Here is a 22,409-nt window from a genome sequence, read left to right as displayed (position 1 = left end):
TCCTCCCTTAATAGAATGCAAAAACATTGGTATAGAATGAAAATAACATTTAATAGAAGTAAATAACGGATCTGCTCGGCTCTACTCTTCAATACGACGGTTGGATGACGCACGAATAATCAATTCTGTGGGTAAAAGAGTTCGTAACGAGTCGAAAGTTACTGTGGAATGATACCCTTTCTGACCTCTTGCATCAGCTATCCCATTCGTACCTTGCATCAGTTTGGATACAGCAAGCTCCCCCATCTCGAAAAAGGGAACCCTGACGCTGCTCAGCGCCGGAACTGCCATCTCGCCGGCATCGGAGTCGTCATAGCCAACAAATGCCGGGAAATCCTGGGTACGTACTCCTCGTTCCCGCAAGCCATGCATCACACCAATGGCCATCCTGTCATTTGCTGCGAACACAGCATCTATCTCATACAAACGATTAGCTATAGAGGCTGCTGCCTCAATGCCGCTCCGCCTGCTGTAGTTGCCTTCAAGTAGCAGACTAGGATCCAGTTCCATGCCCGCCTCATGCAGTCCTAATCGCACGCCTTCCAACCGATCCTGACTGTTCGAATAGCTGTCTGGTCCATTCAAAAAAGCAATTTTGCGGTATCCCTGATCGGTAAGATGACGTATAGCAAGCTTGCTTCCCTCCACATGATCGGCATCCACTTCCATGAATGACTCACTGGCAAAATGCTGATTCATGACGCAGAACGGATGTCCTTCCCGATCTAACTGTTGCATGGCCGCAAGCTCATCCTGATCATGTCTCGCACCAAGAATGATACAGGCATCAATTTTCTGTCTGCGAAACAAATCGGTATAATTCATAACCTCACCTGCGGTTTGAAACATGACCAGCAGATCAAGGCCGTTGTCTCTCGCTTTGCTTCCGATACCACTTAACATTTCCGAGAAAAAATAGGCTGAAAACAGATGTGCCTTCGGAACATATGGCAACACAACGCCCAGATTGCCGCTCTTACTTCTGGCAAAACTGCGAGCAAGTGCACTGGGCACATAGCCTAGCCGCTCGGATGCTTCAAGTACTCTGCGGCGAGTCTCTTCCCTGATGGGTCCAACGCCATTTAAAACTCTGGACACCGTCGCTTCGGAAACCCCTGCAAGCTCAGCGACTTCTCTGCGAGAAGCCATGTCTTTCACCTCCTTCAGATGACATCTGCACGTTAAAATAAAAATCATCCAGAATAAATATTTATGTACGCGCGTACATTTTCTCATGCTATGTAACCGTTGTCAATGCTAAAACAACAAAAAGAATGAGGAATTCAGGATTCACCTTTTTCCTCATTCTTATTTTTCAATAATGTGGCGCACAGGTAAGTTCTATGAATTTAATATATAGATGAAGAAAAGAATTTAACCATTTGTAATTACGCTTGCTTCCTTGGCAGACTGACTGAATTCAGCCTGTTCCATCTCTTTAGTCAACTTCCGGATCATGCGATCTGTTGGCTCGGAGGAAGCCTGAAGCTTACGAACCTTATGCAATACCTCTTTGTTCGGCAGGAAATGCAGAGAACGAATAAAACGAATGGTTTTCGTTTTGGCACGCATGACAATCGAATCTGTCTCCGCCCGGTCATCTGCAAGATAACGCACGCCGCCAAGAATCTCACCAGGCGTTACTCCCGTTGCGGCAAAAATAACATCCTCTGTACCGATCATATCTTCCATCGTCAACACTTTGTAAGGATTATCAATTCCCATCTGCAAGCAGCGCTGGAATTCATCTGCATTGGCAGGCATCAAACGGCCTTGAATCTCACCTCCGAGGCAGGACAAGGCTGCTGCAGCCAGCACACCTTCAGGGGCACCACCTGATCCAACATACAGGTCAATACCCGCTTCAGGGAAAGCTGGAGCCATCGCTCCTGCAACGTCGCCGTCACTAAGGAATTTGATCCGCACGCCAACTTTGCGAAGTGTTTTGATCGTGCTCTCATGCCGTACACGATCAAGGATCATGACCGTGAGATCAGAGATATTTTTATTTAGCGCAACAGCCGCTTTTTCCAGAGTCACCTCAATCGGATCTTCGATGCTGACTTTGCCTACCAGTGCAGGACCAACGGCTAGCTTCTCCATATACATGTCCGGCGCGTGGAGCAGATTTCCTTTTCCCGCCACCGCAATGACGGATAGTGCATTGTTCAGACCTTTAGCAACAATCTCTGTACCTTCCAAAGGATCAACAGCGACGTCAACCTCCGGTCCCTCGGCATTCCCGACTTCTTCACCGATGTACAACATTGGGGCTTCATCCATTTCCCCTTCCCCAATTACGACCGTGCCTCGAATAGACACGGAATCGAACATGGCACGCATGGCTAAAGTAGCCGCTTCATCTGCACTATTCTTGTCGCCTCTTCCCATCCAAGGAGCTGAAGCTAAAGCCGCCAATTCTGTTACTCGGACAATTTCCAACGCCAGTTCGCGTTCCATGGTTGCCACTTCCCTTCTGGTTTTCCACAGCATAACGTGAAGGGCATCTGAAAATCTATCGCAAATCCATATCAAATTAATCTATAAATAGCGTAGCATCAGATTTTTTCTGGAATTTCCCTTATTTTTCTATTTATTAATCTGAACAATTTAACTTGTTTTAGGGGGAGGTTTACAGCCTGCACGACTTCCTTTCTTTGTATTAAAACATTAATAATTTTTCCAATTTTCATTATCGTTTTCTTCTCTCCAGTATCATCAGGAGATTCGTGTTACCAATCTACACTTGTGAAGTGCTGTAACCCTAGCGCTGACTGCGATTTGAACCAAAATTCAGATGGTTTACCTGCCCATTTCTCAGTAGAATCGAAAACGATTTTCGGGAAGCAATCTAGCGTATAAAAATTTTTAATAAAATGGAATTTGCACACTGCAATGAGGGTGTTTCTTCTCTGTCGGAATGAAGTTCACAAGAGAGTGTAGTTTAGTATTAATCAGGACTTTAGCATTCTCTAATACCATAGATGTCATCTATAAAGGATATCGAAAAATATAAGTTTACATAATATTTGTTATGATTACAATATTCACTTTTACACCTTAATTTATTACATATATTACCATTTGTCTAGCTTTCTAATAAAATGCGCCTCTGTTCGGCTTTAAATTTTCATCCATACGCACACTTCTCTAAACATAACAAAGCCAGACCGGATCAGTTAAATGAGATACTGACCCGGCCTGGCTTGTACTTATCGCTTAAGGTTCCACGCCCCATACCAACTGATCACTTACGTATCCAGTTATTTTGCTGTGATTAGCATATTGATTGCCCGTTGCCATGAAGGAATAATCATCGGACTGATTGTAATCAGACCAGTTATTTTTAGAAAAACGAGCTTGTACCTCTGCGCTTTCGCCCGGATTTAGTACTCCAGCGCTGCTAGTGAACCCCAGTTGAACGTAATAGTCAGCACCAGTTACGGGTGTGTCCAGCTTGACGAAGGTACTGGTAACGTTGGCACTTCCTACACTTGCCCAATCTGACCAGAAGGTCTGTGCTTGCTCACCATCAATCGTATAATAATACCGTACCTTCACATCACTGAGATGAATAGCCGTATTCCCGGAATTAATCAGCTTGAATTTGGGCGCGATTCCGTTCGTCGAAGCACTTGTATTGCCGTTATATGCCTGAATCGTTAGCTTGCTGTCAGGTGGGACAACAACAACGGAACTGTCGACTACGTTCAACTTAAGAACAGCATCTTTACCATTGTTGAAATGAAAAGTTAGACTCGTTTGTCCAAGAGGCAGTGTTGCTAGATAGGCTTGCTTCAGCACCGCTGTTGATTCAGACGCCGTATAATGCTGGCCGGAAACCAGATTCACCCCTCCCTTGGAAATGCCCGTAAGCTGATGTCCGTTCAAGGTGAGCGAAATCGTAATATCCTGCGCATGACTTGTTTCCTTATCAAAGGTTGCACTTCCGGGTGAGATGACCGCACTTGGATTGGGCTGGTTCGCTTTTAGATCCGGCAACTCATCCAGAGTAATGACATAATCGCTTTGATAGAGTGTCTTTAATGTGGAGGCATAGTTAAACGCTTCGCTCATCAGATGTTCGCCGTACCATGGAAGGAAATAAAGCCAGCCCGCTTTTTCCTCTGTCAGATTTTTCACGCTTGGAACGGTATCGTTCTCTGTCATTGCCACCATTTTTTTGCCATTGGTCAAGTTCACCAGCTGATAAAATGTGGACGTAATGGCATCCTCGTTAGGTACACCAGATAATCCATCATAACGATTGTAGATCGTATTGTATTTATCAAAGCCCACAAGATCTACCTGATCATCCCCTGGATACCAAGCCGGTGAAGTACTGTAGACATAGCTGTTGTAGGTCCAGATTAGGTTATGCAGGTCATACGTTTCGGTCAGCTCAGTATAGATCATGTCCCACAGCTTCTTATACACATCCGCTCCAGCAGAAGCCCACCAGAACCAGGCTCCCTCTCCATTCAATCCTCCGTTTCCTTCTGCTTCATGGTAAGGACGGAAAATGACCGGCACATCGTTATCCTGTAATATCTGGAGCTGCTCCGCCAGATCTTCAATGGTCATCATCACATACTGATATTCCTTCGTACCAGGAATGACGGCTTTTGCGGTATCAAAATTCGTTTCAGTTGGTTTGTAGGTCGCCTCTTTCCAATCGACAAAATCGCCAAGTTGATACGTAGTGAAGTTACGCGGCACATTGATATGCCAAGATGCGGTTGCTATACCTCCGCGGTTGTTCACCCAGTCGATCACACGATCAGTTGTACCATCTTCCCAGCCATAAAGCGGGTTGTAGTTCATAAAATCAAAACCTCTAATTGCCGGATATTTACCCGTCAGATCATGAATCCATTCAAACTCCAGCTCGGAATTTCCGTCATTCCCTCCTCCATAAATCTCCTGTTGCCCCGATATGATGTTGTGCCCGTATACCTCCGTTAGATAATTCATTAAAAGCTGTGTTTCCGGCGTAGCCTGAGAATCCGTGAGCACAGGCTGCACGTTTAGCGGATCAAGATCGGCATAATCCACTGTGAACGTATCAAAATATGCATAACCCCAGCCAGCCTTCAGTTGAATTGTGTTGCTTCCCTTGTTTAATTTGTGGAAACCAAAATCATAATCCGACCATGTTGTCGTATATGGAAGCATGTAAGAGCCCTTCGTTACCCCATTCACTGCCAAGTATTGAAGTCTGCCATCCATACTAAGCTCCTGCATAAAACGGGTGGAAATACTGTACATCCCCGTTTCGGGAACGGTCACATCTAATGTGATCGTTCCCGATCCCTGCATCCATACAAATCCGCTTCCCGAGTAACCTGGCTTCGGCTGTCCATAAATCTGGGTAACCACTTGCAAGTCCGAGGTTAATTGTGCATCTTCACCTTCAATTGTGAGCAACGGGGCATCCGCTCGCGCAGGTGCAGGCAATGCCAGCATTCCCAACAACAAGGTACTGACCAGCATGATTGCCAATGCTTTTTGAACCCTCTCCCTCCATCCATTCTTCGTTCCCATCTTCATTCCGAACTTCATTTCCATCTCCCTTTCCATCTGAAATGTGAGAGCGAAATGTGCATAACCCCAATCATGATGGCGCTTTCATATTTAAACATATCATGAGTGGATAAAATTGTAAATATATGGTTATATAGATCAGGTATCACTATGTTTATCAAGAGAAAATAATTATTCTATCCCAAGGAAACTTCACAAACTTACATTCCGAAAACGATTAAATTTATGTTTACAAACACTGTGTTTTTTCACAATCTAGTCATGCTTATGTAACTAACCTCTTCATTCATCTGGCACTTGAAGAAACATACCTTATTCTTTTTTTATCCCCTGATATCCAAGTAATCAGGAATTCGGGTGATTTGCCTTTACTTTTGTCCAAGGTGAACCCTTCCACGTTTTTCGTTATATTCAAAAGGTAGTGACCATCAGGTGACGACACATCATGATATTCGATCGTATCGTTAGGGTATACAACCATAACTTTTACGTTGCTTGCTTTTTTCGCTGGAAACATATCAAACGTTACGGTAGCTTTGTACATTCCGCGATCTCCCCCATAACTTTCGACCACCTGGCTCGTATTTACGGCGGCCTCATTATTTTCAATGTAATTTACCAACAACATGATCACAAGCAGACTTAACACGGTACCGAGAAACAAATGCTTTTTCTTCATAGTAATCACCTCCCACACAAAAAAATAAGAATTTTCTACGGGCAGCACTTGATCTCCACTCGCAGGAAATTCTCTATTATTCTTAATATTACCATAATTTTGTGTAGAACTTAAGCTTTCTCCCCGCTTCGGGTCATCAAATTTCAGTACCATCTGTTTGCACAAAGTTAACTGCTGATCTGCCTTCATCTTTTTTCACCGCTATTTCAACCGTCAACTGTTCCTTTGACTGCACAACGCTCACTTGCCTTGTTTACCGCGCGTATAATTCCGCCATAACCTGTACAGCGACAGAGATTACCACATAAACCTGTTTCAATCTGCTCCTGAGAAGGGTTTGGGTATGCGTCCAGCAAAGCTTTGGTTGAAATAATCATCCCTGGAGTACAGTATCCACACTGAAACCCGCCTTCTTCCACGAAAGCTTGTTGAATGGGGTGCAGCTCTCCCTTTTTCTCACCATGAAGTCCTTCAATTGTCGTAATGTCGCTTCCCTCACTTTGATACGCCATCACGAGACAGGCATTAATCGGCTCTCCATTCATGAGAATCATACATGCGCCGCATCGTCCAACCTCGCAGGAAACCTTTGTTCCCGTCAGCTCTAAGTGATTCCGAAGGATATCGACAAGTCGTGTTTCAGGAGAAACGGACAGTTCTCTTAGCCGTCCATTCACCCTAGCATTCCATGTCTGTTCAAGAGGCTGATTCTTCATGATGGCTTCACCCCTTCTGGTAAAAGAACATTTAGCGCCTGGCTGAGTTGCTCTCGCGGCACGGGGAGCTGAGTAACCCATACGCCTGTCGCCTGATGAATAGCCGCAGTAATCGCAGGGGCAAGTGCAACGGAACCAATCTCACCGATGCCTCTAGGTCCGAATGCATCTCCTTCAGGTAAATCTTCAATTGCCTCTACTTCTAAATTCGAGTGAATATCCTTGATTGTCGGAATTAAATACGTGTCTAGATTCGACGTAACGTAGCGGCTCTGCTCCATGACGGCATCCTCGGTTAACGTAAATCCAAGAGCCATCACACTGCCACCTTCAATCTGCCCTATATAGCCCATCGGATTGATTACCGGCCCTGCAGCCACAATATGCCGTGTATCCAAAAGTTTGGTTTCACCCGTCAGTGTATTGACCTCCACCTCTGCAGCTACGGCGGCATACGTGTAGAGGTAATGACCACCCATTACATTGTCAGGCGTCGTGGGGTAATGAAAAGTGGTGTCAAAAATCCATTCCTGCGCTTTACCCTGCTTTACAAGATCCGTATAAGAAATGACTAGACGGGTGGTTGAGTTTGTTGAGGAATCGTGTGATTTCATCCATACTCCCCCAGGTCCTGTCATTAGTTGCTCTGCCGGAATTCCGGAAAACTGTGATGCCACGTTAAGCATCTTTGCGCGGAATCCATGCTGCAAGCGCTGCAAAGCCATCCAGGCCATCGTGGTTGAACGGGATGCCGTACTGGAGCCACTATGGGGCACACGGTCTGTATCTCCAATGACAATACTCAGGTCCGATGGGGAGCACTGGAACAGATCACAGAGCATGATCTCCAGTGTGGCCACAAGACCTTGCCCGAATTCCTCGTAGCTGAAAGCCACCTCAATCTTGCCCTCCGCATTCAGAGACAAGCGTCCACCAGCCGGATCTGGAATGCCGTAACCAAGCCCGGCGCCATGCATCGCGATGGCCGCACCTACTCCTCGTTTGATCCATGGAGGAAGTGACAAATCCACCTGAGGATGAAGATGCTTCTGCCATAGCTCTGAACGGTCCAATGCCTCCCATACTTGATATAGTCCATCCGTGGGCAGAATGCGCTGGTTCAAGGGACCCGGATCATGTTTCTGGCGCAGATTGCGCCGCCTAAACTCCCAGGGGTCCATATCCATGATCTGTGCCAAACGATCCATCTGACCTTCCATTGCAAAGATTGCCTGATTGCCTCCGAATCCACGAAACTCTCCGGATAATCCATTGTTTGTATACACAGATACCCCTTCTACATCCACATGCGGAATCATATACGGCCCCATACAATGCTCGGTACAGAAGTTTAATACGGGTGCTCCAAGCGTTGCATATGCACCGGTATCTGCCGTAATACGAACCCGATGTGCCTGTAAAATCCCTTCACGGCTTATACCCGTTTGCATCTCAATCTTCATTGGATGACGCTTCAAACCAGCCCGAACGGATTCTTTACGCGAGTTGTGCATTTTAACAGGGCGGCCGCATTTTAACGCGAGCAGTGCGCCATAAGGTTGGACGTTCAATTCATCTTTTCCGCCAAACGAACCTCCAATAGGTGAAGATACCACTCGAATGTGTTCTTCCGGGCAGCCAATAATACGTGCGAGTTGCATGCGATCCTTATACCCATGCTGTGTTGCCGCATAGACATGAAGACGCCCCATCTCGTCAGGTACAAACAGGCCTCCCTCTGTCTCCATATAAGCATGCATTTGTCTTGGCGTATAGTAAGTCTCCGTTACAATATGAGCACACGAATCAAAAGCTTGCTGGGCATTTCCTCGCTTGATCTCTGTACGATGTAACACATTGCCTGGACCATGTGGATGCAGTTCGGGCGCCCCAGGAGCCATTGCGGCAGCCGTGCTGTCCAGCGGCTCAATCTCCTCATACTGCACACGAATAGCTTCTAAGGCAAGCAAGGCTCGTTCAGGTGAGTCAGCCGCAACCGCGGCAATGGCATCACCTACATAACGCACAACATCTTCACAAAAGACGGGCTGATCCGGGGTTGCAATACCAAAACGGTTAAGTCCAGGCACATCCTTGGCCGTTAACACCGCATATACACCCTCCATGGCTTCCGCTTCCGATGTATCAATGGACAGCAACCGTGCATATGGAAAAGCACTTCGCAGTACTTTCCCATAGACCATGTTAGGCAAGGACATATCCGTTAGATACTGCAACTGTCCCGTGACCTTTGGAGGTCCATCGGGCCGAAGGTGCCAGCGATTTCCACTCTGTTCCCGGTTAAGCAACATGGTGTCTCTCCCCTTCCGTAGCTCCTTTTTAAGTCCAGTCCTAAATTGTAGATACCTTAGTTGCCTTAAGTCCTTAATACTCTGGTTGGCGCAGATACCTTACATACTCTATGTGCTGTAGATCCTGCAGCCTATGAATGAAAAGCCTGCCAAAGCCCAGCCCCAAGCATATTTCCTGCCGACTGTTTCCTGTAGATTTCGGTGGCAAAAGCATCCGTATAGGATACAAATTCAGCAGTAACCTGGGCTGCAAGCCCGGCCGCTTGAGAAGCATCTGCTTTTTCGGATTGAAGCCAGTGCTCCGTCTCGGTTAGCCTCGCGGCTATACCAGAGCCACCGCCAGCAGCTATCGCAATCTGTGTCCATCGTCCGTCATCCGGGTTAATCTCCCCGTGAAAAGCTACAGTGACAAGCGAGGCAGTAAATGCCTCCCTTCGGCCTAATTTACGATAGAAGGAAATTTGATGAACTCTTTCAGGTATGGATTGCTTGGACTCACACGTGTATCGCTCTGGAACAGAGGATGTTAGATTTACTGCAAAGTTCCTGGACGGAATATGAATGGAGATTAATACGTCATCTGCATTCAGCTTACTATTACGCCCATTTTCAAGCCATAATGCCACATGTTGCGTCTCCATACCACGACAGGTCAGCCAGTGAAGCTCAGCATCATACACAAGTAGCGCCGGTAATGTATCCCCTATCCCTGATGCAATATTCCCCCCAATTGTCGCCAGGTTTCGAACAGAAGGGGCTGCTATAGCCAAAATAGCCTGATGCAAAATAGGAAACCGGCTTAGCAAAGGGTCTGTTGCACATTCCCTCAATCGGGTCATAGCTCCAATCACAATCTCATCCCCTTGAATCGAGATTCCACTCATCTCGGGAATGCAAGCCAGACTAACTAAATGTTCAGGTGAGCCCTTTAATGCAGCCTCCCATTGCGTCCGCAATAACGTGCCTCCAGCAACATAACACCGTGTTCCTTCAATCTGTTCCCTAATGTTTAGTAATTCTTGTAACGTACCTGGCTGCCATACAGAGGGCTGCGCACCTGAGCCGTATCCCGGCATGACCATGGCTCTCCCTCCTTTATTTCTCCGTTTCTTCAACCTTCTCGTTCATCTAGCAGTTTTCACACGGAGCCGCGTGAATTTTAAGCTTCTCTCCACATCCGCTCTTCTGCATATTTCAGAATTTGTTGCACTTGCAACTCTGTATCAGCGTCCCAGAAACTCTCTCGCCTTAAAGACACCTGTACCCCTTGGTATTTAGGGTTACGAAGCATTTTGCGTGCCCCTTCATCTCCGTGCAGGGACAGCAGCGGGCCGAACATATGCGAGCGAAAAGCAACCGGGGGTTTACTACCCTCATTGTCCGTACCCGCAACATAATCACACAGCGGATTAGAATCCAGTACCGCGGTGACATGATTAATATTCTCTGTCTTTATAAGGGGCTGGTCTGCCATCAGCATCAGAACCCCCCTCGGCCTGTATTCCATCGCCGTCAATATACCGCAATGAATGGAGTTCGCCATGCCACCAGCAAAATCGTTGCATAATACAATACGCAATCTGGTTTCGGGATTATATGTGTAAGAGCATACCCCGCGCCATTTGGAAGGTAACCATTCAAGAGTGTCTTCTGGTTTGACCACACAGATGATTTGATCCAACCGGGAATTTAGAGCGGCCTCCAGTGTCCATGCTGCCAGTGCTCTTCCATCCGGCATCATAACCGATAGTTTATCTCGCCCAAGTCTGCTGCTCTTGCCAGCCGCTAGAACGATACCTGTCGTTTGCATAAGCACCGCTCCTTTTTTCGATCCCTAACGCCGATTTTCCAGCCACTGTCTTACGCCTGATTGCAATCAACTCTGCAACAATACTGATCGCGATCTCTTCTGGCCCATCTGCACCAATAGACAAACCAATTGGACTATGCACGTGATCTAATGGTGGCAACCCGTCGAACAAACGAGCTGTTCGGGTACGTGAACCCATAATGCCGAGATATGCATAGTTGCTGTTCGCTAACAACGCTAACCATTCTCGTTCACGGGGGAATTGATGACTCATTAGCATGAGATAGTCATGCTCATTGATGTTCAGCTGCGGGAATACTTCCTGAGGAAAACCGTGTACCCGTTCCACATCTGGAAATCGTTCTGGCGTACACAAGGATGCTCGCCAATCTGTGATCACGACACGGAATCCAGCGGATTGAGACAGTCCGGCAACCGGTACAACATCGTTTCCAGCGCCAACGATAATCAAACGTGGTTTGGGCGTATACAGCGAAGTGAAGTGTTGAGGAAGATTCCAAGGATTAATCCCAACCTTCAGGTTAAGAGGATGTGATGACAAAACTTTTTTTGAACATTCAGCTTGCTCATTTGCAGTTAAATATTGCTCTTGCCCTGACGCGACTGACTCGATCTTCAAGTAACCATACGTAACTTTAGTGTAATCCTCGTCAAATGACCGCAGAAGAGAAACCGTTAAAGCCGCATCCAAACATCGCTGTATCTGCTTCATCATGTAACGTAACTCACCACTGATCGGCTCAAGCAGAACAACGACAAGGCCTCCGCAACCAATCGTTTCTCCCCAGGATAAGTCATCTTCAGGCCGCATATCGTAGCTAGCCAGTTCAAGTTGTTGCATCTCCAGCACGCGGCTCACCCTGGCTTGCAGGTCACTCTCCAGACAGCCCGGACTGATACTGCCGTACATCCTGCCGTCCTCCGTTATTAGCATGGAAACCCCTTGTTTGCGATAGGCATGCCCCTCCACTTTAATTGCAGTAGCAAGTACACTCCGGGTTTCCCGAAGGGCAATGGCACACAGATCATGCATCTCCATAAGGGCCGCCCCCTTTCTACTTTCTGCCTTTCAACGATTCCGGGATCGGTACATCCAATGTGGTAGTAGAGCTGGTACACCTGTGCTGTTTCGATTACAACTGTTTCTACGGTTCTGATTACAACCGTTTCATTAGCCGTGCGATGCATTTGTCCGACTCTCTTAAGACGATGCTGCGGTCAATCGTTTGTATTTTACGATTGTTCAGCACGATGCTGCCATCAATGATGACCGTTTCCACACAGCTACGGGTAGCCGAATAAACGATACGGGAGTAAATGTCGGTCTCATAGGACGGGTACGTGTGAAAATCATCAAGATCCAGCAGGATCATATCTGCTTTTTTGCCGACTTCAAGACTGCCAATCTCTCTGGATAGCCCCAACACTTCCGCCCCGCCCATCGTTGCCATGTGTAACACGGTTCTGGCATCCATCACCGTCGGCCCGTGCGGCACCTTCTGGATCAAAGCTGTCATACGCATCTCCTGGAACATATCCAGATTGTTATTGCATGGCGCACCGTCTGCACCGATCCCCACTGCGATCTGCCGGTTCAACAGGTCGGGGATGTCCGCAATTCCCGAAGAAAGTTTCATATTGGATCCGGGACAATGGGTTACTTTGACACCACGTTTACGAATAATCTCCTTCTCTTCTTCACTCAGCCACACACAATGTGCAAGAACCAATCTGGGGGTAGCTAGGCCGATGTGATCAAGATAGACGATGTTCCGCATACCTCTCTCGTGTTCGACCAGTTCTATCTCTCCACGATTTTCGGAAGCATGTGTGTGCACTTTGACGTGATATTTATTCGAGAGGTCGCGTACTTCCGTAAGCAGTTGTTCAGTGCAGGATACAACAAACCTTGGACAAAACGCATATTGAATGCGGCCTCCGCCGAATCCGTTCCATTTTTCTAACAAATCAACACTCTGCTGCAACGAATCCGCCGTATTCTCACGCAGAGGCTCAGGAACCTCATCCCCATGATCCATCATCACCTTGCCTGAGATGACCCGGATTCCACTCTGGGCCATCGCTTGAAAAGCCGATTCAGTATGATTCACGGTCTCCATATCCAGAATGGTCGTTGTGCCGCTAGAGATCAATTCGCCCAGTCCGAGCATTGCAGAGTAATACACCGATTCTTCGTCATGTGCCGCTTCTAACGGCCAGATGCGCTTGCGAAGCCAATCCATCAGTTCCATATCGTCTGCACGTCCACGAAACAACGTCTGGCATAGATGGATATGGGTCTGGATAAAACCCGGCAGTAACACCTTCCCTCGTGCATCAATGACTTGATCTGCCAAGTTCTCATCGATATGCACTGCCATGTCTTTGATTTTGTTATCTTCGATGAGAAGATCTCCCGTAAATACTTCCTCTTCTGTATTCATCGTGACCAATTGCGCGCCTTTGAGCAGAATCGTTCCCATCTCCATCTCCCCTATCCCGTCCTGTCTTCTCTTCAGCTTCCCCGGTATGTGCTGTATCCCCCTGGCGCTATCAACAAAGGGATATGATAATGGCTCCCGGTATCTCTTACGGCAAAACGAATAGGGACTTCGGTCCACAACACATGTGTCATATCCGTTTGAGTATCTTGTGCAAAATAGGGTTTCACATCAAAACGCAGTTCATATTCGCCTACTTCCAGCTTTCCTTCGTGAAGCAAAGGTGCATTCAAACGTCCATCGGAATTGGTCGACGATTCTGCCACCTTCAGGGCATTCCACTCGTTTCCCGACCATTTTATAAAATAGAGTTCAACTCTCACTCCCGCAGCAGGAGCACCTTTAGATGTGTCCAGTACATGTGTAGTAATCCGGCCAGCATTCGGCTGCATCAGGCATTCACCTTCGATCTATGTTTATCCTTTTTCTTCAGATTACTTCGCACGCTCGGTCATCCAGTGTTGCAACCGAATTGTAGCAATTTTAAACACTTCATTTAACGCCGTTACGAATTCTTCCTGCTCGCTCCTCTCTAGCCGTTGTCTTATGGAATCAAAAATTGATCCCTTCGTATGGCCCTTCACCGCTAAAATGAACGGAAAGCCAAATTGCTCTGTATACCTCTCATTCAACTGCTTAAGCTCGTTATATTGTTCTGGTGTTAATGAATCCAGGCCAGCGCCAGCCTGCTCCTGAACCGAGCTGGTACTCATGCTGATGCGAGCACCCAAATCTGGATGCTTACGGAGCAGTTCCAGCTTCTCTACATACTCCGAGTCAAGAACTTGTTTTGTCATGACCTGCATCATCTCTTCCCATGAACCGAAAGGCCGAAGACCGGCAGAACGCTCTGCAATCCATGCAGATTCTTCAAATAAAGGGCCAAATTCTTTCATAAACTGTTGATCAGACCAGCCGTTAACGAGATGTATAAGATCATCCATGTGATAACCCCCGGTCTCTATTTAATTATTGTTCCTCATTCTATTCACTGCTTCAGAATACAGCAACATTGTTTACTCATCTTTGTAATATAACATAACATCTAACAAGCAAATTGTTATCTGCGCACGGAATACCTCTTGTTACAATTGCTATCTACGTCAATAAACCGCACTTGCCAATGAAGGAAGTGCGGTTTATTAGATCTTAATGTAACTTATGGCAACTCTTTAAGCATAGCTCATATCACGAGCATCATGTGCATCCATACAAGCATTAGTGATTACGTACGAATTCTTACAGGTGCTTTATCTCGCACGAATTTACGGAAGGTAAACACCAACTTTAACTTGAGCAGATCATTCGTCTTTTTGAAATCCATTTGCAGCAGACTGCCGATCTTCTCCATCCGATAAGTTACCGTATTGCGATGCACGTACAGCTGTTTGGCAGCTTCATTAATTAATCCGTCATTTTCAATAAAAGACTCCAGGGTGTTCATCAGCACCTGATTGGGATCACCGTCTCTGGCAAGTAACGGTTCGAGCACTTTATGACAATAGTTCTCCATAATTTGTTCAGGCACATGCTGAAATACATACGCGAATTCCAACATCTCAAATTGCAGTGCCCGATCCTTCATACCAAGCCTTTGGGCTAACTGACGTGTATCCAGACACTCCTGGTATGCTTCACGTAGTGAAGTCGGCTCATGTTTCATTTTGCTTATCCAGAAACGAGGCCCTGGCGCACCCTTGGCTTCTTGAGCTGTGAGCACATCGCCAAATCGATTTAAGAGAAATGCGGACAACTCCTCACCATAATCACGCCCGGTCGGACAACTGTAGATGGATAGTATTCCTTCATTCATCTGAAAATGCTGGGAAGCTGTGAATTGCATTAGGGGATTGTACTGCAACTCACGATGAATCTGTTTGAGCAGTTTCCCCTCAGCAAAGACATTGGGTTCGAGCGTAGTTAACACACACTGATACGTCTCTTGAAAAAGGTGTACTCCTTTATTTTCGCTCAAAGTCATGAGCTCCTGCATCGTCAATTTCTGATCCATATATTGGGTCAGCAACGTCCGCATTTCATCCTGAACGGTTGGGTTAATATGCTCACGGTAGGTCATATCCATGTAAAAGGCGAGCACATCCGCAGCTTGCTGAAACAGTTCCTCCTCCGCTCGTAGAGACAAGGCAGAATCTGTGTACACCAGTAGGAAACCAAATTCTTCGTCTTTTTGTTGAATCGGGACACGGTGACAGCTTCCCTGATTCCATTTTACCCGGTGCATGACTGATTTCCAGGGCCAGCCTTGCGTGACTGCATTGTCCGACATGACGTCATCGTTCGCATAGAGCACATGTCCGCGCGAGCCGATGACGGCAATCGAATAGTTGAGAATCGTGGACATTTCGGCAAACACATTGCGATGTTGCTGCTGCTGTAAGGCAAACTGCATTAATTTCTTTTGTTTCTGCACGACTTCATGCAGTAGCCGATGACTGCGTTCATGTTCCGCTTTAAACAAGGCGTTCATCTGGTCAGAGAAAGTGAATTGGAACGGAAGCTCCAAAAGCGGTAACCGAAGTCGATTCGCTTCCTCTACGATACCTTGGGGAATCGACTCCCAGAATCGTCCAAGCTTGATGCCGATTCCCGCACATCCACGTTCATTCAGACGTTGCATTAATCGAAGCGTATCTGTTTCACTATCTTTGATCATAAAAGCAGTTGTAAACAACATTTCTCCAGATTTGATCCAATCTGCAATATCAGGAGCGTCCATGACGTTGACTGACTTCATCATCCGTGAAGTCCCTTCCCGGCCCGCAATCAATTTGGCTTCAGACAGCGGGTATACCTGCAAAGCTTCTTTAACGGTAAGTTGCATGGACATGACCTCCCATATATTTAACACAATTGTGTAAACAAATAGTTTACAAATCCCTTTTAGCTTCATTACTCCACCGATTTTGAAATAATAGATAGAGATTATCTAATTACTTGTTAAGTATTATAACATCAATTTCCGTAAAGAAACTTACATGAGAAAAAAATAAACCCATGTCCTCAAGGCAGCATGATCATGCTGGCATGGACATAGGTTTGAAACGTTTTGAATAAACATTTTCTACTTAACATTAAATCCAACAATGTGGATGTGTTCAAATCTCCATCTTTTCGTGATTCATCCATAATTTCATGCGAGATAATACATCCTTGACATTCAACGGTTTACTGAGGTAGTCCGTGGCTCCGGCAGCGATACATTTTTCCCGGTCTTCTTTCATTGCTTTTGCTGTGAGCACAATAATTGGAATTTCGGTCAGACCGAGATGCTCTCGAATCCTGCGGGTGGTTTCATACCCATCCAGTTCTGGCATCATGATGTCCATGAGAATAACATCCGGTTTAAGACCTCCCTGCTCTAACAGCTCCAGACATTCCGTTCCATTCTGAGCAGAGGTCACTTGCATACCGTATTGCTCCAGTGCATTTGCAAGCGCATATACATTACGGATATCATCATCTACAACAAGAATCTGCCGCCCGCTGAATAACGATTCCTCTAGAGGTGTTAGCAAAATCTCCATATTCTTCAGTTCCAGTTCCATCCGAGTTGCTGAAGGGATGATACGTTCTTCTGCTACAGTACCAGCTGTCTCATAAACAAACAGTCTAGAACTTTGCTCCTCCTGCGGAACCTCGTGACCTTTTTGATTCAATGGAAGAAACAGCGTGAATACACTGCCTTGGCCCAATCGGCTCGTTGCCGAAATTGAACCGCCAAGCAATGAAGCCAGGGATTGAGAAATGGACAGCCCTAGCCCTGTGCCGCCATATTTGCGCGCCGTTGCCCCATCAGCCTGTTTGAATGCCTCAAAGATCTGGAGCAGCTTATCCTCCGCAATCCCTATTCCCGTATCACTAACGGAAAAAGCAATGACTTCGGTTTCTTGATCGGCGTGTCCCGGGTCAGTCAGACGCATCTGAGAAATCGTCAGCGCCACTTCCCCTTCGCTCGTGAACTTAAACGCATTCGAGAGCAGATTTCTAAGAATCTGATGCATCCGCATCTCATCGGTTTTAATCGTAGCCGGAAGCGGACTTTGCAGCTGAATGCGGAAATCAATTTTTTTCTGTTCAGCCGTTTTCAAGAAATACTGATTCATCACTTCAGGCAACGTGTCGAGATACACATCATCAAATTCCACTTCCATCTGTCCGGCCTCAACCTTCGACAGATCGAGAATATCGTTAATCAGGTTAAGCAAGTCTTTACCCGATCTGTGAATGACAGCTGCATAGTTCTGCTCCTCACCGCTCAAATGATGATGTTTGTTTTCCGCCAATATCTCGGACAGAATCAACATGCTATTTAGAGGTGTGCGCAACTCATGCGACATATTGGCGAGAAATTCGGATTTGTATCCCGAACTGATTCGCAGCTGATGAGCAGTTGCTGCAAGTTCTTGGGCTGCATTCTCCGCCGTGCCCTTCTGGCTCTCCAAGCGTTCATTCAACATATATAACTCTTCCGTCTGCATCTGCAATTCTTCTGTCTGAGATTGCATCTCCTCGGTTTGAAGTTGCAACTTCTCGGATTGTGCCTGTAATTCTTCGTTTAGAACTTGTGATTCATCGTAAAGGTGCTGCAGTTCCATCCGCGTGACGGTAGAATGAAGCGAAACAGCGAAAATGACCGTTAATTCCTTGATCAATTCTATAGCCTTCTCGGTTAATGGCTTCATGGATGCGAGTTCTACGACAGCAACGGTCTTTCCTTCAAACAGAATGGGTACAACGGTAAGCGAGCTCGCTGAGGCATGGCCCAGACCGGATGAAATTCGAATGTAATTCTGCGGTAAATCATTCATCCGCAGCACCCGCTGCTCAATCGCACTTTGACCGACTAACCCTTCACCAGGGGCAAGTGATATTTTCCCGAGTGAGCGTTCCTTCTCCCCATCTCCTGCATAGGCAGCCACGCGAAACAACCGATTGTCTTTCCAGTGATACAACACGCTATATGGAATCTCTAGCATCGTTGCAAGCTCACTCAGGAACAAACGTGACAAACCTTCTAATGTGGTAGGGTTTTGCAAAAGAGTAGCAACGCCTGTAAGTTGATCCTTCACCCGGTTTTGCTCCTGTATTTCATCCAGTAGTTGATTGGCTTCATGAGCGAGATCAGCGACTTCATCTCTTGTTCGTACACGTATACGTTGCTTCAAGTTGCCGCCTTTGGAAATATCGCTGATCGTTTGCTTCACCTCTTGAAGTGTTCTCACGATGTTGCCAGAAACAATGAAAGCCGCGGCGATGGATAGTACTGCAATCAGACCCCACAGGGTATACATAATTGTCAGCAAAGTTGAGCTACGATTCGCCAAGTCCGTCACCCTTGCTTCTGTCAGCAAGATTTCGGTGTTACGGAAGGCAGCAAGCTGGGAGCGAAGCAGATCAATTTCTGTTTTCCCCGGATCGGACTGAAAAAAAGCGAGAACCTTATCCTGATCCCCTTCTTTTTTGAGCTGTACGGATTTTTCACCAGCAATTTCGATCCAACGGTTGATATGGGACTTAATATTTTGCAAACTTTGTTGCTGTGCCGGGTTATCGCTGATCAAGGAATATAACTGATCGTAATTGGAGTTCCACTCGGAAAGACCTTGATCATAAGGCTGAAGATAACTCTCTTTTCCGGTAAGCATGAAACCTCGCTGTCCCGTCTCCATATCCAGTACATTTTTCTCAATCGCGTTGGTCAGATTATGTACGTCCAGATCATGATGGCTGATAAAATCATTTTCCTTCTGCAACACATCGATTTGGGCCGAAAGGATTAGCAGTACTACACCAAATAAAAGCACAACCACAAGATAGCCCAATACAATTTTGGAGCGTATCGTAAATCTTCTCGTTTTAGACAACGTGAAACCCTCCAAATATAGACGAATGCTGAATCATTGCATGAAATCTGTTGCATTAGTATTTTATATGTATAGATATCAGCTGACAAGCAAAATATGCGATGACATAAGAAAAACGACCTGCTTTGCAGGCCGCTTTTCCGGGACTTTATTCATAAATATTTATAATTGTCACACGTAGGGGTTGAAAATCGGTTTAGGCCTTTGGCGCAATCATCTTAGCCGGGTCTACATATTGATCGAATTGTTCCTCTGTAAGAAGTCCGGTTTGTAACGCAGCTTCCTTCAGGGACAAACCTTCTTTATGTGCAAGCTTTGCAATTTTAGCCGCATTCTCATATCCAATATGAGGATTGAGTGCAGTGACCAGCATAAGCGAGTTATCCAGATTGTGTTTGATCTGATCCAGATTCGGCTCAATACCTACAGCACATTTGTCATTAAATGCAACGATGGAGTCAGCAAGCAACTGTACAGACTGCAGGAAGTTATAAATGATGACAGGCTTAAATACATTCAGTTCAAAATTACCTTGGCTCGCCGCGAATCCAATCGCCGCATCGTTACCCATCACTTGTGTCACAACCATCGTGATCGCTTCGCTCTGTGTCGGGTTCACTTTACCTGGCATTATCGAGCTGCCCGGCTCGTTCTCAGGGATACGAATCTCACCGAGACCGCTGCGTGGACCGCTTGCGAGCCAGCGTACGTCATTGGCAATTTTCATCATATCTGCTGCAAGCGCTTTTACTGCACCGTGGGCATATACGACTTCGTCATGGCTGGTCAGAGCATGGAATTTGTTCGGCGCAGATACGAAATCTTTGCCTGTATGTTTACCGATCTCTTTGGCTGTGAGGTCACCAAAGTCAGGGTGTGCGTTAATTCCGGTTCCTACAGCCGTACCACCAATTGCAAGCTCCTTCATGTACTCTACGCTCTCGCGGATCATGCGTTCACTCTTACCGAGCATGGCTTCCCAGCCGCTAATCTCTTGCCCGAGCGTAATTGGTGTTGCATCCTGAAGGTGAGTACGTCCAATTTTGATGATATCCTTAAACGCTTCCACTTTTTCCGCAAAAGTTGCTTTCAACACCGCAATCGCTGGCAACAACTGATCTTCCACCGCAAGAACGCCCGCTACATGCAGCGCTGTTGGGAAGGTGTCGTTAGAGCTTTGCGACATATTAACATCATCATTCGGATGCAGGCGCTCTTCTTTGCCTTTTTGCTCCAGCAACTGGTTACCCAGGTTGGCAATGACTTCATTCACGTTCATGTTGGATTGAGTACCACTACCCGTCTGCCATACCACGAGTGGGAAGTGATCATCAATACGTCCTGCAATAATTTCGTCGGCCGCATAAGCAATCGCATCTGCTTTCGCCGCTGATAATTTGCCTAATTTATGATTAGTAGCCGCAGCACTTTTCTTCAAAATGGCGAGAGCACGCACCAATTCCATCGGCATATGCTCGCGTCCAATCGGGAAATTCTCCTTACTGCGCTGCGTCTGAGCGCCCCAAAGCCTGTCGGCTGGTACTTTCATTTCGCCTAACGTATCTCTCTCAATGCGGTATTCCACTTGCTTGTCCTCCTCCAAAATGTTGGTCTGGGTCTCTACAAAGCTTGTGTATCTCGTCATATTATACATGATTTACGAGCAGGTTTTCACCTTTTCGACAAAATTGTAAGCGTAGCGCAAAACGAACGGGTAGGAAGTGAGTTCAATCTATCACCGTTTTATTTTTGAGCAGCAATCGGATACAAACGGCTGGTCTGTTCATACAGTTCACCTGGTTGTAATCCAACGAGACCACTCTCTTCTGCGGAAATACCTTCCACGTTCGGGGCATTAACCAGATTCATCTGTGGTTCCGGACAGAAAAATTCATTGCAGGCATTGTTGTTCCAGATCATCCAATGTTTATAGGACGTGCCTACATCGTACACCAGTTTGTCTCCTGTGCGATGATCCGTAAGTTCCATGTAATTGCGCCCATTTTGCGGCTCAGCGGTATAGTGGTTATCCATCGCTGCAAAAAACGGACTAACTCCGCCCTGTTTAAGTTGCTCTTCCTCGGGTGTAAGCGGTTGAAATTGTCCAGTCGGCAACAAACGCTCGTTTAATTCACGGCGCTGACCAATCGTCACTTTGGCTGTATAATCCGAAGACTGGCTGTCCGGTGCAAAAGGAACTTTGATCGCTGTATGGAAAGCAAACAGGTTCGGCATATATTCTGTGCCCGTATTGTTCACAATTAACTGTTGTTGCAGACCATGGCTGCTCAATGAATAACGAAGCGTTACACTGAAGCTGAACGGCAGATATTTGTAAAAAGCATGGCCTTCTCCGATGCTTTGGCTGAGCGTGACATAACTCTCCAGATTATTAGAGCCATATCCCTCTACCGTCCACGCCACATCATGCAAAAATCCGTGCAAATGGTTGCCTGTCGCAGGTTCATTAATCGGCAGTTGATAGACTTTGCCATTCCAAGGGAAACGACCGTCTTCATATCGATTAGGAGGAGACAAAATCGGAATGCCATAGACGGCAGGAGCCGCCATAAATTCATCCATCTGATCCTGATCCGGCTCGCGCAGGTAGCTGTATCCTTTTTCCGTATCCCGAAAAGCCACCAGGTTCGCGCCAACGCTTGGAATCACCGCTGCTTCAAATGAACCAAAGCGCAGCCATACCGCAGGAATGCCGCCAAATTGTTCTTCAAACGCTGTATTCTGTTGTGTCATCGTTATATGTACCTCCTGCATACTAAGGTTATATTATACGGCTCGACTATATCATGATTGCCCCCAAAAGAACAATCTGAGATCGAGAACAAATTAAACATGCGAGCGCAAAACAAAAAGACAGCTGCTCGATCAGCTGCCTTGATCACTCTTTGTCGGTCTTCATCGCTCTTCAACTCACTCACGA

At 46.5% G+C, this 22,409-nt stretch carries 16 protein-coding genes; all 16 read right to left on the bottom strand.

The window, feature by feature from the left end:
* Positions 1–81 precede the first annotated feature (81 nt).
* Positions 82–1,149 (bottom strand): LacI family DNA-binding transcriptional regulator, encoded by a 1,068-nt coding sequence (locus ABIE27_RS10055; protein WP_429350473.1) that lies wholly within the window; start codon positions 1,147–1,149, stop codon positions 82–84.
* 225 nt (positions 1,150–1,374) lie between these two features.
* The gene (gene glpX, locus ABIE27_RS10050) at positions 1,375–2,460 is read right to left on the bottom strand and encodes a class II fructose-bisphosphatase (protein WP_123066497.1); all 1,086 of its coding nucleotides are present in this window, start codon (positions 2,458–2,460) and stop codon (positions 1,375–1,377) included.
* Positions 2,461–3,219: 759 nt separating this feature from the next.
* Entirely contained in the window at positions 3,220–5,544 is a 2,325-nt protein-coding gene (locus ABIE27_RS10045) for a glycosyl hydrolase (RefSeq protein ID WP_429350472.1), read from the bottom strand.
* A 286-nt stretch (positions 5,545–5,830) separates the two neighbouring features.
* The gene (locus tag ABIE27_RS10040; RefSeq protein ID WP_429350471.1) at positions 5,831–6,412 is read right to left on the bottom strand and encodes a hypothetical protein; all 582 of its coding nucleotides are present in this window, start codon (positions 6,410–6,412) and stop codon (positions 5,831–5,833) included.
* Between the two features lie 17 nt (positions 6,413–6,429).
* Positions 6,430–6,939 (bottom strand): (2Fe-2S)-binding protein, encoded by a 510-nt coding sequence (locus ABIE27_RS10035; protein ID WP_123066499.1) that lies wholly within the window; start codon positions 6,937–6,939, stop codon positions 6,430–6,432.
* Entirely contained in the window at positions 6,936–9,251 is a 2,316-nt protein-coding gene (pucD, locus tag ABIE27_RS10030; protein WP_429350470.1) for a xanthine dehydrogenase subunit D, read from the bottom strand. Before pucD ends, ABIE27_RS10035 begins: the two co-directional genes overlap by 4 nt.
* A 131-nt stretch (positions 9,252–9,382) precedes the next feature.
* A complete protein-coding gene (locus ABIE27_RS10025; RefSeq protein WP_123066501.1) occupies positions 9,383–10,333 on the bottom strand; it encodes an FAD binding domain-containing protein in 951 nt (316 codons plus the stop codon).
* 77 nt (positions 10,334–10,410) lie between these two features.
* Positions 10,411–11,061 carry an NTP transferase domain-containing protein gene (locus ABIE27_RS10020; RefSeq protein WP_429350469.1) on the bottom strand — a complete coding sequence of 217 codons (651 nt, stop codon included), beginning with the start codon at positions 11,059–11,061 and terminating at the stop codon, positions 10,411–10,413.
* Entirely contained in the window at positions 11,003–12,121 is a 1,119-nt protein-coding gene (locus ABIE27_RS10015; protein ID WP_429350468.1) for an XdhC family protein, read from the bottom strand. Before ABIE27_RS10015 ends, ABIE27_RS10020 begins: the two co-directional genes overlap by 59 nt.
* A 118-nt stretch (positions 12,122–12,239) precedes the next feature.
* A complete protein-coding gene (locus ABIE27_RS10010) occupies positions 12,240–13,565 on the bottom strand; it encodes a 5'-deoxyadenosine deaminase (protein WP_090924823.1) in 1,326 nt (441 codons plus the stop codon).
* A 32-nt stretch (positions 13,566–13,597) separates the two neighbouring features.
* Positions 13,598–13,975, bottom strand: a complete 378-nt coding sequence (gene uraH / locus ABIE27_RS10005; protein ID WP_123066504.1) for a hydroxyisourate hydrolase — start codon at positions 13,973–13,975, stop codon at positions 13,598–13,600.
* 42 nt (positions 13,976–14,017) lie between these two features.
* On the bottom strand, positions 14,018–14,527 hold the full coding sequence (uraD, locus tag ABIE27_RS10000; RefSeq protein ID WP_429350467.1) for a 2-oxo-4-hydroxy-4-carboxy-5-ureidoimidazoline decarboxylase: 510 nt from the start codon (positions 14,525–14,527) through the stop codon (positions 14,018–14,020).
* Positions 14,528–14,808: 281 nt separating this feature from the next.
* Entirely contained in the window at positions 14,809–16,425 is a 1,617-nt protein-coding gene (locus ABIE27_RS09995) for a PucR family transcriptional regulator (protein ID WP_123066506.1), read from the bottom strand.
* Between the two features lie 274 nt (positions 16,426–16,699).
* Positions 16,700–19,468: a CHASE3 domain-containing protein gene (locus tag ABIE27_RS09990; protein ID WP_240037146.1), complete on the bottom strand. Its 2,769-nt coding sequence runs from the start codon at positions 19,466–19,468 to the stop codon at positions 16,700–16,702.
* A 196-nt stretch (positions 19,469–19,664) separates the two neighbouring features.
* Complete coding sequence (fumC, locus tag ABIE27_RS09985; RefSeq protein ID WP_123066508.1) at positions 19,665–21,053, bottom strand: class II fumarate hydratase; 1,389 nt, start codon at positions 21,051–21,053, stop codon at positions 19,665–19,667.
* 158 nt (positions 21,054–21,211) lie between these two features.
* Positions 21,212–22,222 carry an aldose 1-epimerase gene (locus ABIE27_RS09980; protein ID WP_429350466.1) on the bottom strand — a complete coding sequence of 337 codons (1,011 nt, stop codon included), beginning with the start codon at positions 22,220–22,222 and terminating at the stop codon, positions 21,212–21,214.
* Positions 22,223–22,409: the final 187 nt, after the last annotated feature.

It is taken from the genome of Paenibacillus sp. 4624 (assembly GCF_050435065.1).
In the GTDB taxonomy this organism is placed as follows: domain Bacteria; phylum Bacillota; class Bacilli; order Paenibacillales; family Paenibacillaceae; genus Paenibacillus; species Paenibacillus amylolyticus_D.
Note: the sequence above shows the minus strand (reverse complement) of the source record. Positions and strands in the feature narration are given on the sequence as shown.

Coding starts and splice junctions, on each gene's coding strand:
- ABIE27_RS09980 (WP_429350466.1), bottom strand. CDS start 22,222: ATGACACAACAGAATACAGCGTTTGAAGAACAATTTGGCGGCATTCCT.
- uraH (WP_123066504.1), bottom strand. CDS start 13,975: ATGCAGCCGAATGCTGGCCGGATTACTACACATGTACTGGACACATCT.
- ABIE27_RS10020 (WP_429350469.1), bottom strand. CDS start 11,061: ATGCAAACGACAGGTATCGTTCTAGCGGCTGGCAAGAGCAGCAGACTT.
- ABIE27_RS10010 (WP_090924823.1), bottom strand. CDS start 13,565: ATGGGAACGATTCTGCTCAAAGGCGCGCAATTGGTCACGATGAATACA.
- uraD (WP_429350467.1), bottom strand. CDS start 14,527: ATGGATGATCTTATACATCTCGTTAACGGCTGGTCTGATCAACAGTTT.
- ABIE27_RS10035 (WP_123066499.1), bottom strand. CDS start 6,939: ATGAAGAATCAGCCTCTTGAACAGACATGGAATGCTAGGGTGAATGGA.
- ABIE27_RS10045 (WP_429350472.1), bottom strand. CDS start 5,544: ATGGGAACGAAGAATGGATGGAGGGAGAGGGTTCAAAAAGCATTGGCA.
- pucD (WP_429350470.1), bottom strand. CDS start 9,251: ATGTTGCTTAACCGGGAACAGAGTGGAAATCGCTGGCACCTTCGGCCC.
- glpX (WP_123066497.1), bottom strand. CDS start 2,460: ATGGAACGCGAACTGGCGTTGGAAATTGTCCGAGTAACAGAATTGGCG.
- ABIE27_RS10040 (WP_429350471.1), bottom strand. CDS start 6,412: ATGAAGGCAGATCAGCAGTTAACTTTGTGCAAACAGATGGTACTGAAA.
- ABIE27_RS09995 (WP_123066506.1), bottom strand. CDS start 16,425: ATGCAACTTACCGTTAAAGAAGCTTTGCAGGTATACCCGCTGTCTGAA.
- ABIE27_RS10055 (WP_429350473.1), bottom strand. CDS start 1,149: ATGGCTTCTCGCAGAGAAGTCGCTGAGCTTGCAGGGGTTTCCGAAGCG.
- ABIE27_RS10015 (WP_429350468.1), bottom strand. CDS start 12,121: ATGGAGATGCATGATCTGTGTGCCATTGCCCTTCGGGAAACCCGGAGT.
- ABIE27_RS10025 (WP_123066501.1), bottom strand. CDS start 10,333: ATGGTCATGCCGGGATACGGCTCAGGTGCGCAGCCCTCTGTATGGCAG.